This is a genomic window from Mycobacterium kyogaense (assembly GCF_003254575.1).
Classification (GTDB): Bacteria; Actinomycetota; Actinomycetes; order Mycobacteriales; family Mycobacteriaceae; genus Mycobacterium; species Mycobacterium kyogaense.
Map to the genome: position 1 here is coordinate 35,030 of NZ_QJUA01000010.1, position 13,928 is coordinate 48,957.

At 67.8% G+C, this 13,928-nt stretch carries 12 protein-coding genes and 1 other RNA gene; 4 read left to right on the forward strand and 9 right to left on the reverse strand.

The window, feature by feature from the left end:
* Nucleotides 1–125: 125 nt before the first annotated feature.
* Entirely contained in the window at nt 126–1,016 is an 891-nt protein-coding gene (locus DMB80_RS09810; RefSeq protein ID WP_111509683.1) for a lytic transglycosylase domain-containing protein, read from the forward strand.
* A gap of 13 nt (nt 1,017–1,029) precedes the next feature.
* Here the strand turns inward: DMB80_RS09810 and DMB80_RS09815 are convergent, their stop codons facing one another.
* Nucleotides 1,030–2,448, reverse strand: coding sequence for a DUF2252 domain-containing protein (locus DMB80_RS09815; RefSeq protein ID WP_240431101.1), 1,419 nt, complete (start codon nt 2,446–2,448; stop codon nt 1,030–1,032).
* Nucleotides 2,449–2,465: 17 nt separating this feature from the next.
* Nucleotides 2,466–2,930 (reverse strand): GNAT family N-acetyltransferase, encoded by a 465-nt coding sequence (locus DMB80_RS09820; protein WP_111509685.1) that lies wholly within the window; start codon nt 2,928–2,930, stop codon nt 2,466–2,468.
* 78 nt (nt 2,931–3,008) lie between these two features.
* Between DMB80_RS09820 and DMB80_RS09825 the strand changes: the two genes are divergently transcribed.
* Nucleotides 3,009–4,805 (forward strand): serine/threonine-protein kinase, encoded by a 1,797-nt coding sequence (locus tag DMB80_RS09825; RefSeq protein WP_111509686.1) that lies wholly within the window; start codon nt 3,009–3,011, stop codon nt 4,803–4,805.
* Here the strand turns inward: DMB80_RS09825 and DMB80_RS09830 are convergent, their stop codons facing one another.
* On the reverse strand, nt 4,806–5,417 hold the full coding sequence (locus DMB80_RS09830) for a TetR/AcrR family transcriptional regulator (RefSeq protein ID WP_162938478.1): 612 nt from the start codon (nt 5,415–5,417) through the stop codon (nt 4,806–4,808).
* A gap of 93 nt (nt 5,418–5,510) precedes the next feature.
* On the opposite strand from DMB80_RS09830, the gene DMB80_RS09835 reads away from it, so the two are divergent.
* Nucleotides 5,511–6,206 carry a hypothetical protein gene (locus DMB80_RS09835; protein WP_111509687.1) on the forward strand — a complete coding sequence of 232 codons (696 nt, stop codon included), beginning with the start codon at nt 5,511–5,513 and terminating at the stop codon, nt 6,204–6,206.
* A 4-nt stretch (nt 6,207–6,210) separates the two neighbouring features.
* A complete protein-coding gene (locus tag DMB80_RS09840; protein ID WP_111509688.1) occupies nt 6,211–8,157 on the forward strand; it encodes a YhgE/Pip domain-containing protein in 1,947 nt (648 codons plus the stop codon).
* Between the two features lie 40 nt (nt 8,158–8,197).
* Here the strand turns inward: DMB80_RS09840 and ssrA are convergent.
* From ssrA to ftsE, 6 genes are all read right to left on the reverse strand, one after another.
* Nucleotides 8,198–8,565: a transfer-messenger RNA gene (gene ssrA, locus DMB80_RS09845) on the reverse strand.
* A gap of 94 nt (nt 8,566–8,659) precedes the next feature.
* Complete coding sequence (locus DMB80_RS09850; protein ID WP_240431102.1) at nt 8,660–10,921, reverse strand: putative bifunctional diguanylate cyclase/phosphodiesterase; 2,262 nt, start codon at nt 10,919–10,921, stop codon at nt 8,660–8,662.
* A gap of 67 nt (nt 10,922–10,988) precedes the next feature.
* Entirely contained in the window at nt 10,989–11,840 is an 852-nt protein-coding gene (locus tag DMB80_RS09855; RefSeq protein WP_111509690.1) for a DMT family transporter, read from the reverse strand.
* Nucleotides 11,837–12,334 (reverse strand): SsrA-binding protein SmpB, encoded by a 498-nt coding sequence (gene smpB / locus DMB80_RS09860; RefSeq protein WP_046362764.1) that lies wholly within the window; start codon nt 12,332–12,334, stop codon nt 11,837–11,839. The genes DMB80_RS09855 and smpB overlap by 4 nt, the downstream gene beginning before the upstream one ends.
* Before the next feature lie 2 nt (nt 12,335–12,336).
* Nucleotides 12,337–13,233, reverse strand: a complete 897-nt coding sequence (gene ftsX / locus DMB80_RS09865; RefSeq protein WP_111509691.1) for a permease-like cell division protein FtsX — start codon at nt 13,231–13,233, stop codon at nt 12,337–12,339.
* A complete protein-coding gene (gene ftsE / locus DMB80_RS09870; RefSeq protein ID WP_048425187.1) occupies nt 13,233–13,922 on the reverse strand; it encodes a cell division ATP-binding protein FtsE in 690 nt (229 codons plus the stop codon). The genes ftsX and ftsE overlap by 1 nt, the downstream gene beginning before the upstream one ends.
* Between the last annotated feature and the right edge of the window lie 6 nt (nt 13,923–13,928).

A 13,928-nucleotide genomic window follows, 5' to 3' on the forward strand; every position in this document is an offset into this window, starting at 1 on the left:
CCGTGACCGGAAACCGCCAGACGCATACTGTGGCGCGATCGCCAGTGACGACGATACTGGCGGCCGGGGATAGCTTCGACGCCTGAGGGAGGGAGTGCGGCCTGAGCAGGAAAACGGCAGGTCAGATCGGAGCGACGCTCATCGCGTCCGCCGCGCTGCTGCTGCCCGGCTGTGCACCGGCAGCCGAGCCGCCCGCGACCGGGCCCTCACCCGCACCGCCGCCGGTCGCCGCGCCGGCACCCCGGGTCTTGGCGACGGAGCCCGTCGGGCTCGCCGATGGGATCGTCGCCGACGAACGGGCGCTGCGCGATGCCTCGTCGTCCGACGGGACCGTCGTGGCCGCCGCCCGGCGCCAGCAGGCGGCCTATCGTCTCCTCGCCCGCCACCCCGAGTGGGACGGGCTCGCGCGGCCGCGGGTGCCGGATGAGCTGCGCGGGGCCTACGACCTCAACATCGACGCGCGCCGTCAGCTCGGAGCCATGGCGCGGCCCCGGGCGACCCTGCCGGCGTGGCGCATCGTCGCGCCGCGGCCCGTCGCGGAATTGATGGGCTATTACCGCGAGGCGGAGTCGGCCTTCGGTGTCGACTGGCATGTGCTGGCGGCGGTGAACTTCGTCGAGACCGCGTTCGGGCGGGTGGCCGGGGTCAGTACGGCCGGCGCGCAGGGCCCGATGCAGTTCATGCCGTCGACGTTCGCGGCGTACGGCGCCGGCGGCGACATCCATGCCCCGCGCGACGCGATCATGGCCGCGGGCCGCTACCTCGCCGCCAATGGCTTCACCCGCGACCGCGACTATGCGCTGTACCGGTACAACAATTCGCGTCAGTACGTGCGGGCCGTCAACGACTACGCAACGGTGATCGCCGCCGACCCCGCCGGTCTGCGCGGCTACTTCCACTGGGGCGTTTACGTCAACACCACCGCCGGCGACGTGGTGCTGCCCGATGACTACGCGGCCGCCCGGCCGATCCCGGTACAGGATTATCTGGCATCGAAACCCGTTGCGGGGAGATGACTTTCCAGACCTCTCAGATGCCGCGTTCCACGGGCATCCTGCCCCGCTCGACGGCCGCCACCAGCGCGGCGTGATCGGCCTCGGTCTGGTCGGCGTAGCGGCGGGCGAAAGTGCACAGCGCCTTGTCCACCTTCTCGGAGCGGCCCAGATAGCCGGCGATCATCGAGGCGCCGCTGGTGCGCGCGTGCCCCTTGGCGAGCAGCTGACCGACCACCGCGGTGTAGTCGACGAGAGCATTGGAGTCCATCGCATCCAATGGGATGGTGCCCTTCATGTTGCGGAACTGACGCACGTAGTACTGAAGGCCGTCGACCGTGGTCCATCCCAGCAGCGGGTCACTGACCGTCTGCAGCGCCTTCTGGTACTCGACCACCCGCTGTCCCTGGTGGGCATGCCAGGCCGACTCACCGTGCACATAGCGCGCCAGGACCGACCGGCGCGCCTGTTTGAGCTGCAGGAAGACGACGTCCTCGGGTGAGGAGCCCTCGAGGAGCGCCACGTAGGCGCGCAGGCCGACGCTGCCCACGCCGACCACCTTGTGCGCGACGTCGATCAAGGTGTATCCCCCGAGCACCCGGCGCCAATGCGTGGACAGCGTCGGAAGGTAGTCGTCGAGCGCCTCGGCGAGGGCGTCGGCTTCCCACTCGGGTAGCCGCGTGATCAACGGAGGCTCTTCGACGATCTGGCGGACGCCGTCGACTTCCTCGGTGAACCGAGGCAGGGCACGGTCACTGGTGCGATGACGAGCCCGCTTGGCCGAGCGCCGCACCTCGTCTGCCAGCGGCCCGTGGGCCTCGCCGGCCAGCCTGTCGACGTCGAGGCGGGTGAAGGACCGCGAGAACAGCGGCTCGTCGGCCAGTCGGCACACCTCACTCCGGTAGGCGGCGACGCACGAGCGGACCGCGCACCCGCAGTCGTCCTCGGAGGCGCCGTTGTGGCGGCCCGCGACCCAGATGCTGGCCACCAGGCGCCGCAGGTCCCACTCCCACCCGCCGGGATGGGCCTCGTCGAAGTCGTTGAGGTCGATGACCAGATCGCGTTCGGGTGAGGCGTAGAAACCGAAGTTGCCGAGATGGGAGTCCCCGCAGACCACCGGTGTGATGCCCGTGGCCGGCAGATGCGCGACGTCCTCGGCCATCACGACGGCGCTGCCGCGCAGGAATCCGTACGGCGAGGCGACCATGCGTCCCACCCGGATGGGAACGAGACGGTCGACCCGCCCCCGATGGTTCTCCTCGATGAGCTGCACCGGATCCCTCCGGTCGGCGGGCGGAGTCCACTCGGCGAGTGATCGTCGCGGTACGCGTTGACGCAGGCTCTTGCCCAGCGCGTACCGCTCGGCACGCGTCACCGGTTGTTGCCGCAATGAGTGATATGCCGCGCTGTCGGTATCCGCGAGAACGGTGTGTCGTGTCGGCTCGGCAGTCGTCATCGGGTCCATAGTGCGCGCTAACCGACATCTTTCGTGAAATAGACCCGGTCGTATCCGTCGTCGACGCGCCGGTCGACCTCGACGTACCCGAGGCGGGGGTAGAACACGAGGTTCTCCGTCATCGCGGCGTTGGTGTAGAGCCTCACCTCGCCGCAGCCACGCTCACGTGCCCGCTGCTCGGCGAATGCGAGGAGCGTGCGCCCATGACCACGACCCCGCCGCTCGGTTGCCACCGCCACGCTGTCGACGAAGACATGGTCCGGTTCGTCGACGAGCACCACGACGCCCACGATCTGCCCTTCGGCCTCCTCGTCGGTGAGGACGTACACCTGGTCGGTGGTGCTGACCAGGTCGTGGTGGTCGGTGGCCATGGGTGCGGGGGCCCGGCCGATGCGGTCGATGTACGGGCTGTACGCCGCAGCGACGAGGCGCTCGATGGCAGGCACGTCCCCGAGGTGCGCGGCTCTGATGGCGCCGCTCATGGCGTGTCGTCCACGGAGCCCTCCCGCTTCCCGGTGTTCGGAACCAGAGTGACACAGGCCGGTTTGTAGGCTCTGTGCATGCCGCTGACCAAGGGCGAGCAATTCGCCGGCTACGTGATCGAGCGGCCGCTCGGTACCGGCGGGATGGGTGAGGTGTATCTCGCACAGCACCCCCGCCTCCCTCGTCACGACGCGCTCAAGATCCTCGCGCCCACCTCGACAGCGGACACGGAGTTCCGCGCCCGGTTCATCCGGGAGGCCGAGATGGCGGCGGCGCTGCGACACCCCAACATCGTCGGCGTGCTCGACCGGGGCGAGTTCGACGGCAGGCTGTGGATCTCGATGGACTACGTCGAGGGCACGGACGCCGGGCGGTTGATCGCCCAGGACTACCCGCATGGCCTGGGCGAGAACGAGGTCGTCGAGATCGTTACGGCGGTGGCCGATGCGCTCGACTTCGCCCACGAACGGCGACTGCTCCACCGCGACGTCAAGCCGGAGAACATCCTCGTCACCGCGTCGGACGGACGCCGGCGCCGCGTGCTGCTCACCGACTTCGGTATCGCCCGGCGCATCGACGACGTCAACAACCTCACCGACGACAACGTCGCGATCGGAACCGTCAGCTACATGGCCCCCGAGCAACTGCGCGGCCAGCCCCTCGACGGGCGCGCCGATCAATACGCGTTGGCGGCCACCGCCTTTCATCTCCTGACCGGCGCGCCACCGTTCGACGACGCCAACCGTGCCGTAGTGATCGGTCATCATCTGGGCACCCCGCCCCCACGCATCTCCGCGCGCCGGCCCGAACTCGCGCACCTCGACAGTGTCCTCGTCAAAGCCCTGTCCAAAGACCCCGATCAGCGCTACCCCAGCTGCCTGGATTTCGCCGAAGCCCTCTCGCGCCGGCCTCGGCACGCCGAGGCGACGCAACCCCACGCGACGGCACCGGCAGCAGATCCGGCCGTCAGTCCCGGCACGCAACGCCTCGAGCATCTGGCGCTGCGCGGGACCGCAGACCGGGTGCAGCACCGCACTGTCGACGCCGGTGGCGCGATGCAGGCGGTGTCGTTCCAGTTGAGGCCATCCGATCCACCCGCTCATCTGCCCACTCCCGTTCCCGTCGCGATCAACGTCCACCTCGCGACCGGTCAGCTGCGGGACGGCGCCGCGGTCGACGTGCACGGTGTCTGGGACGGCCGGACACTCGAGGCCGACGAGATCACCGTCTACCCGGCCCCGGTGTCCCCCGCGCCCCGGTCGTCCCGGTCGACGGCGGCGTTCGACACGCCACCTGACACGTCACGGACCCGCCGCCCCCACCGCCGGTTCGTCGTCCTCGCTGCGCTCGCCGCGGTGATCCTGGCGGCGGTGGGTGCCGTCGCGTGGTTCACCGACGGGTTCGGCCTCCGGACGCGGCCGGAGACGACCGTCACGCCGGCCGGTGTCACCGTGTTCGCGCCGGCGGGCGCCGCCGACAATCCGGACAAGGCAGACCTGGTACTCGACGGCAATCCCGAGACGTCGTGGTCCACGGTCACCTATACGGACCCCGTCCCGTTCCCGAACTTCGTCGAGGGAGAGGGACTGATGCTGCACCTGTCGCAACCGACGGCGTTGAGCGCGCTCACCATCGACCTGTCCAGCACTGGAACCGCGGTCCAGGTTCGATCGTCGCCCACCGAAGATCCCGCCACGCTGTCCGACACCACGCCGCTGACTCCGACCACGACACTGCAGCCAGGTCACAACCGCATCGACATCCCGGATCAGACGGCGACGTCCAACGTTCTGGTGTGGATCGCCACATTGGGCACCACCGACGGCAAGAGTCGCACCGCGATCTCCGAGATCACCCTGCACGCGGCCGGATAGTCAGGCGGACAGTCCCTCCACAACGGCCATCGCGGTGAGGTAGCGGACTTCCTCGGTGGCGGCGCGGTCGCTGAGGAACTGTCCGGAGGCGCCGGCCTGGGCGGCCATCAGCGCGCGGGTGAAAGCTTCCGGGGTGACGGTCAACGTCCGGCCGGTCTTGGCGATCAGGTCGACGAAGATCTCCTGCAGGCCTTCTCGAAGGCGCTCGACGCGCTCGTCCAGAGCCCTGGCGATGTCGGGCTGATGCGCGGCGCGTGCCACCAGGGCCGCGTGCAGCGCGATGCGGGGTTGATCGGTGACGCCGGCCTCGAGCAGGTGGCGCACCACGCGGTCGGTCGGGAGAACGCCCGTGGTGTCCAGCAGGGGTTCGGCGGTGCGCCGTAGCCGCTCGACGAGCGCGTCGTTCTGGTGCTCGTACACCTCGAAGAGCAGGTCTTCCATCGTGTCGTAGCTGGAGTAGAAGGCCCCGCGGGTGAAGCCGGCCGCGCGGCACACCTCTTCCACGCCGAACCACGTCCGCCCGCTGTCGCTTATCAGCGCATCGGTGGCCTGGATCAACCGTGCACGCGTGTTGCTGCGCCGGCGGGTTCTCGGCGTCTCTGTGACCTTCACGACAAAGGGCCCTTCTAACTCGATACATTCCGTATTGGATGCATATCGTATTGAAGCACCCCACTGTTCTCGACGGCAACCCAGGAGGCGAGCATGAGCAGCCAAGCTGCGCCACACGCGCCGCAGACTCGTCCCGACGCCGAGGGTGACGCGCTCATCGTGGCGCGGGGCTTGACGTTCGACGGCGAGCACGGCCCGCTGTTCAGCGACGTGGACCTCGACCTCGACCGGGGCCTGCACGCAGTGCAGATGCCCGGCGGTCACAGCCAGAAAGCGTTGCTGCTCACGCTGGCCGGCCGCCTCAAGCCGAGTGCCGGCACCGTGATGGTCTTCGGCGACGACTCACCGCGGGCAATCCGCCGGCATTGCGCGATCGCCGCGTTCGCCGACATCGATGATCTGGACGAGGCCGTCACCGTCGGAACGGTCCTGGCCGAGCAGCGCCGCTGGCTCGCTCCCCTGTTCCGCCGTCCGCGTGACGGGCATCGGGACGTCCTGGCGGAGGTGTTCGGGGATATCGACCGTCCCGCGCCGACCGATTACATCGGCGACCTGGGTGACCTGGAGACATTCCTCCTCCAGGTCGCGCTGGCGCAGTACTCGGACCGACCGGTTCTGGTGGTCGGAGATCTCGAGCAGGTGCGCGACAACGAGCAGCGAGCACGGGCCGTACAACGCCTCGGCGAGCTCGCGGCCGACCGCCTGGTCGTGGTGGGCGTGACGAATGCGCTCGGCGATCAGGCTCCCGAGCACATCGTGCACATCCCGAACATCGCAGAGAAGGACTGAGTAGATGCTGGGCGGACTTGCCTTCGGGTCGGAGATCAAACGCTTCGCCCGTAACCGGATGACGCGGATTGCCGTCGTCGTCCTGATGTTGATGCCGTTGACCTACGGCGCGCTGTACCTGTGGGCCTACTGGGATCCCTTCGGCCACGTGAACAAACTGCCTGTGGCGCTGGTCAATTCCGATCGCGGCACCGAGGTGTCCGGTCAGCACCTGAACGTCGGCGCAGAGATCGCCGACGGGCTCACCAGCGACAAGAGCCTGGACTGGCATCTGGTCGACGACGCCGAGGCGCGCGACGGAGTGGCGCACGGCAAGTACTACTTCATGCTGGAGTTACCGGCCGACTTCAGCGCGGCCATCGCCTCGCCCACCACCGGCAATCCCCGCAAGGCGCAACTGATCGCCGAGTACAACGACGCCAACAACTACATCTCGTCGAGCATCGGACGCACCGCTGTCGAGCAAGTGCTGAACGCCGTGTCGACCAGGATCTCGGGACAGGCCGTCAACCAGGTGCTGTCCGTGATCACCACGTCGGGGTCGGGGATCAAGCAGGCCGCCGACGGGGCGAATCGGCTTGCCGACGGCGCAGCCCAACTGGACAGCGGCGCACAGCAATTGACGACAGGTCTGGATACCGCCCGCTCCGGATCAGCGGAACTGGCGGCCGGGTCCCGAAAGCTGTCGGACGGCATCGACACCGCCACCGATCCGCTGCTGAAGATCACCGATCTGGTGGCTCGGGTCGGCACCCAGAGCGATCAGGTCAACGGCCAAGTCCAGGACAGCTCAACGGCACTGACGGACGCTTCCGACGAACTCGGCACCATCGTCGGAGCCCAGGACACCGCCGCCCAGTCGCTGACGTCGGTCATCGACAGCCTGTCGGCCAATCAGGATCCGGTGTCGGTGATAGCGACTCAGAAGTTGCGCGACACCCGCGATCAACTGCTGGCGCATCAGCGCACCGCCGACATCCAGGCCAAGCTCGCCAAGGCCCGCGCCACCGCCGCCGGGGGCGGGCCCGTGGGTTCCGCGCTCTCTGACATCTCCGCCTCGAGCAAGGAACTCAGCAGCAAGCTCACCCAGTTGCGCGAGGGTGCTCAGCAGGTGGCGTCCGGCAACGCGCAGCTCAGCGCCGGCATCACGAAACTCGACGACGGCGCCCGGCAATTGAGCTCCGGCACAGCGCAGGTGAGTTCCGGATCGAGAGAGCTGGCGACCAAGCTGACCGAAGGCGCCCAGCGCGTTCCGGACTGGACGCCCCAGCAGAAGGACGCCATCGCCGCGACGGTCGGCGGACCTGTTCAGCTGACGAGTTCACATGAGAATTCGGCGCCCAACTTCGGCACCGGCATGGCGCCGTTCTTCCTGACACTCGCGCTGTTCTTCGGCGCCATGCTGCTGTGGATGGCGTTCCGTCCGCTGCAGAACCGGGCGATCGCCGCAGAGATCAATCCGATCCGCGTGACCCTGGCGAGTTACCTACCCGCAGTCCTGATCGGAATACCACAGGCCATCATCTTGTACTGCGTCGTGCGGTTCGCTCTGCACGTCCACGCGGAACATCCGGTAGCCATGCTGGGCTTCATGATCCTGGCCTCCTGCGCGTTCATCGCGGTGGCGCAGGCGATCAGCGCCCTGCTCGGCCCCGTGCTGGGCAAGGTACTCCTGATGATGCTGCTCATGGTGCAGTTGGTCAGCGCCGGCGGGCTCTACCCCGTGGAAACCACCACCACGCCGTTCCAGGCTCTGCATCGACTCGACCCGATGACCTACGGCGTCAACGGGCTTCGACAGTTGATCCTCGGTGGCATCGACCATCGGCTGTGGCAGGCGCTGATCTTCATGGTCGCGCTGTGGCTGGGTTCGATCCTGGTGACATCGCTGGCGGCACGGCGCAACCAGCTGTGGAACCTCACCCGGCTGGTGCCGGTGGTCAAGATGTAGGGATACGAAACAGGCCGGGCCATGTGGCCCGGCCTGTGTCCGGTGGAGCTGCCGGGAATCGAACCCGGGTCCTACGGCATTCCCTCAAGGCTTCTCCGTGCGCAGTCCGCTACGTCTCTACTTGGATCTCCTGATCACGCGAACAAGTCAGGATGACGATCCCAGTCGCTGTTGGTGTCCCGATGAGTCCCGCGACCGAACTCATCGGTTGATCCCTCTAGATGACGCCAGGGTCCGGGTCGAGGGCTGTCCCGGTCTGACGGACTTGCTGTCGCTTAGGCAGCGAGAGCGAAGTCGCGCTGATTGGAATCGGCGCTTAATTGGTTGCAACGACGCTTACGGTGGTCTCTTGCCTGCACCGGCACGCTTCCCTTGATTCGATGCGCGAAGTCGAAACCGTTCAGCCCCTCGCACCCCCGCTGACTTCCAGCAGGAACGTTCATACTACCGGCCTGTCCAACACAATCCAGCCGATATTTAGTCCACAGGGCGCACAACGTCGTCACGGTGCGTCGCGCAGCGCGCCGTACTCGGCGACGATGTCGGCCAGCGGCGCCGGCCGACCGAACAGATAGCCCTGTGCAAGCCGGCAACCCGCCGCCAACACTGTCGCTGCCTGGTCGGCCGTCTCGATGCCTTCGGCGATGACGTCGAGTCCGAGGTCGGCGCACATCCCCACCACCGAGCGGTACAGCGTCAACTCCCGCACCGCCTGCGAGCCGACGGTCAGGCTGCGGTCCAGCTTGACGACGCCGACCGGCAGCGCGTGCAGGTACGCCAGCGAGTTGTAGCCGGCACCGAAGTCGTCCAGGGCGACACGCGCGCCCATCCCGTTGAGGCGGTCGATCTGTGCGGCCGCATCTGCCAGATCCACGATGGGCAGCGTCTCGGTGATCTCCAAGACGAGACTCCCCGGGTCGATCTCGCACTCCGACAGCGTCCGACGTACCTCGTCCTCGAACCCGGGGTGACCCAACCGCGAGGCACCGATGTTGACGTGGATGTCGACCTCGAGGCCGCAGCGGGCCACGTCCGTGCAGGCCAGCTGCAACACCATTCGGTCCAGCGCAGTCCCGAGACCGGCTGATTCGGCTGCCGCGACAAAGGTTTCCGGCGGGATCTGTAGACCGTTGGGCGCCGTCCACCGGGCCAGCGCCTCCACCGCGACCAGCGTCTCCTCCGGCAACGCGACGATGGGCTGGTACAGCAGCGTGAAGCCGGCCGGGACGTTGCCGGCGCCGGCACGCAGTGCGGACGGGAAGTCGGCGGGTAGCCCGGTCGCGGGCTGGTAGACCACCACGGTGTCCTTGCCGAGCCGTTTCCCCGCGTACATCGAGATGTCGGCCTGCCGCAGCAGGTCGTCGGAGCTCAGCGTGCTGGGGCCGGCACCGGAATGCACGAGCCCCATGCTCGCCCGCACCCGCAGCGACCAGCCGTGCAGCAGGAACGGATCCCGCAGCGCCACGCGCAGCCGATCGGCAACCAGGTCGGGATTCTGCGCATCGTCTGACTGGCCGGCGTCGATCAGGATCGCGAACTCGTCACCGCCGATCCGCGCGAGGATGTCGGCGTCGGAGAGGCACTTCTGCAGCCGCTCTCCGACCGCACGCAACAGCTCGTCACCTGCGGCGTGCCCGTACCGGTCGTTGACGTCCTTGAAGTCGTCGAGGTCGACGAAAATCAGGCTGAACTCGCCGTCGCGCATGGCGGATTCGAGTCGCTGAGCGAACATCAGCCGGTTCGGCAGCCCGGTCAGCGCGTCGTGCATGACCTGATGGGCGAGGCGCCGCTGCACCTCGTAGAGACGGCGGGTCAGAAGGCGCTGCTGCCCCATCGCCACCACCTGACGCGACGCGACGAGAACCACCATGATCACCGTGATGGCGACCACCACCGGTCCCAGCTCATTGCCTGTGAGGACGTGGAACGCCAACAGCACCGTGATACCGATGAACCCCGAGTACGGCAGGACCAGCTGCGCCCAGTCGATCAGGCGCGCGCGGCCAGACCCCGGCGAGGGCGCCGGGTCCCGCGGGCGCATCGACAGCGCGATGAACAGCGGCCCCAGCGCCAAGCCCATCTCGCCCCACGGCGCCGCACCGTGCAGGCCCATGGTCTCGAAGTAGGCGATCATGCGATCTGACGCCGCGATCAGCACGACGCCGCTGCCCAGCTGGAGATAGTTGACGCGGTAGGGGTGTTGTGGCCGATACACCATCCCGGCCACCGCCCCGACCACCACGACGACGAGCTCGACCAGCGCGAACGGAACGACGACTGCCGGATCGACCGACCGCGGAAACGCTGCCGTGGACATGGCGGCGAGCCCGAAGATCACCAGGATGGCGAATGAGGTGGCGGCCACCAGCCCGTCCAGCAGTGTCAAGATCGCAGCGTGGCGCAGCGATCCGTCCTCCGGCACCGCGACCTGACCTCCACGCAGCGCCAACACCAGCACCGAGGCCAACCCGAGTACGGGGAACAACCAGTACAGGCCCACCCAGACGGGCGCCGAACCGTCGCCGAGCAGCCACCAGGACGCCTGACCCGCCAGCAGAGCGCTGACCGCGCCGACGGCGAGTAATCGCCACCACCGCGATGCTCCCCGCATGCGCCGCGCGGTGACGAGCCCGTAGCCGACAGCGCAGAGGCTGCTCGCGCACATCGCCGCGGCGGCGATCCGGTGGGATACCTGATCGCCCCAGAGCGCGAACGCATTGACCGCCAACAGCACGGTGACGGCAACGACAAGCGAGACACGCACCCCGAACCCCGTGCGGCCACCTCCCTCGCCTGACGACACGCGCGTCGGCTACCCGCGCTGGAAGTAGCTAACCAGCGGCGATCAGCGCGACGGAGGCGAACGCGAGAATCATTCCGACCACCTGCGAGCGAGTGACGGACTCCCGCAGCACCGCCACCGCGAGCGCCACCGTCGCCGCCGGGTACAGCGCGACCAACACGCCCGTCAACGACAGCAGCGAGGAGTGCAACGCGAGCAGGGTCGCCACGTTGGCCACGGTGTCGAGGACCCCGGCGAGCACCGCCAACCGCAGCGGAACGCCGCGCACCAGCACGAAGTTGGCCGTGAGCAGCGCCGCGATGATGACGATCGCCGTCGCGGCCATCCGCCCGAACACCAGCGGCCAGAGCCCCGCCGACGGCGGCACCTGGTCCAGGATCACGAAATTCATGCCGAACGCGATCCCCGACCCGACGGTCAACCAGGCCACTTTCACGGTGAACCGGTGCGGGCTCGGATCGCCGTCGAGATCTTCCGCCTGCCGACTCACCATGACGACCGCGATCAGCGCGACCGCCACGCCGACGAGAGCGAGCGCACTCGGCCGCTCCCCCAGCGCGACCCCGAAGCCGACCGGCACGGCCGCGACGAGCACCGAGGTCAGGGGCGACACCACGGAGATGGGCCCGGAGCCGAGGGCGGCGTAGAACCACCACACCCCGAAGGCCTGGCCCACGCCCGCGAGCAGTCCCCACAGCACGGCAGCTCGGCTCAGCTCCCCGCCGTACGGCACGGCGAGGATGGTCAACAGGACCAGGGCCAGCGGGTAGGACAGGATCACCACCCGCAGGGCGGCGACGCGGCGCGAGGCGTAGCCGCCGACGAAGTCGCTGACGCCGTAGCCCAGCGCCGCGATCAGTGCGCTGAGGATCCCGGTCAGGAGGTCATGCCCTTGACGCGGCGCCCCAGCTCACGGGTGACTTCGCGCTCTGCGTCTCGGCGCGCCAGATCTTGGCGCTTGTCGTGGGCCTGCTTACCGCGGGCCAACGCCAGTTCCACCTTCACCTTGCCGCCGGTGAAGTACAGCGACAGCGGCACCAGGGTCAGGTTGCCGTCGCGGGTCTTGCCGACGAGCGTGTCGATCTCGTTGCGGTGCAGAAGCAACTTTCGATTGCGCCGCGGGGCGTGGTTGGTCCAGGTGCCGTGGTGATACTCCGGGATGTGCAGGTTGCGCAGCCAGATCTCGCCGTCGTCCACGGTGGCGAACGCGTCGGCCAGCGACGCCTGCCCCTCCCGCAGGCTCTTGACCTCGGTTCCCATCAGCGCCACTCCGGCCTCGAAGGTCTCGAGGATGGAGAAGTTGTGGCGGGCTTTGCGGTTCGTGGCCACCACCTGGTTGTTGGTGTCCTTGACGCCCTTGGCTTTCTTGGCCACTGCTACCTCCGCACGTAGAGGCGCAAGGTGACGTAGGAGGTGATCCCCGACATCGCCAGGCCGAGAAGCAACATCCAGGGCGCGCTGTAGTAGAGGACGTCGGCGTAGTCCACCCTGGCGATCAGGTTGGCTTGGTAGAACTGGTCGAGCGCGTTCTCGAGGAACAGCGCCCGCACCGCGATCAACCCCGCGATCGCGATCACCACGCCGACGAAGGCCGCCAGCATCGCCTCCAACAGGAATGGCAGCTGGGTGTACCAGCGCGTGGCGCCGACGAGTCGCATGATGCCGATCTCGGTGCGACGGGTGTAGGCCGCGACTTGGACCATGTTGGCGATCAACAGCACCGCGCCGATGGCCTGCACCAGCGCCACCGCGAACGCCACGTTGCTGATGCCGTCGAGAACCGCGAACAGCCGGTCGATCAGGTCCTTCTGGTTCAACACGTTGAGCACGCCGGGCTGGCCGATCATCGAGTCGTCGAAGTCCTTGTGCTGCTCGGGATCGTCGAGCTTGACGACGAAGGACGCCGGGAACGCGTCCTTGCCCGCGACGTCCTTGTACTGCGGGAACTTCCGGATCGCGTCGTCGTAGGCCTCGTCCCGGTTCAAGAAGCGCACCGAGCGCACGTCGTCGCGGTCCTCGATCGTCTTGCGCAGCGCCTTGCACGGGTCCGCATCGCAGGTCGGGTCGTTCGCCGACACGTCGTTGGTGAGGAAGACCTGACTCTCGACCCGGTCGAGGTAGATGGCGCGCGACTGATCCGCGAGCCGGACGACGAGGAGCCCGCCGCCGAACAGACCGATGGAGATCGCGGTGGTGAGCACCATCGCGATCGTCATGGTGACGTTGCGGCGAAGTCCGGTCAGGACTTCGTTGACGAGGAAGCCGAAGCGCACTAGCGATCCATTCCGTAGACGCCGCGCTGTTCGTCGCGAACCAGCCGGCCGAGTTCGAGTTCGACGACCCGCTGACGCATGGAATCGACGATGTGGTGGTCGTGGGTGGCCATCAGCACCGTCGTGCCGGTGCGGTTGATCCGCTCGAGCAGATCCATGATGTCCTTGCTGGTGTCCGGGTCGAGGTTGCCGGTGGGCTCGTCGGCCAGCAGCACCAGCGGCCGGTTGACGAACGCGCGGGCGATCGCGACCCGCTGCTGCTCACCGCCGGACAGCTCGGCCGGCAGCCGGTTGGCCTTACCCGACAGCCCGACCATCTCGAGCACGTCGGGCACCACGCGGTTGATGGTGTCGGACCGCTTGCCGATCACCTCGAGCGCGAACGCGACGTTCTCGAAAACGGTCTTCTGCTGCAGCAGACGAAAGTCCTGGAAGACACAGCCGATGACCTGGCGCAGCCCGGGGATGTGCCGCCCGGACAGCTTGTTGACGTGGAACTTCGACACCCGGATGTCGCCGGAGGACGGGTGCTCTTCGCCCAGCAGCAGACGCATGAACGTGGACTTGCCCGACCCGGACGGGCCGATGAGGAAGACGAACTCACCCTTGTCGATCTTCAGCGACACATTGTCGAGGGCGGGTCGCGCCGACGACTTGTACTGCTTGGAGACATGGTCGAGGGTGATCATCACGGC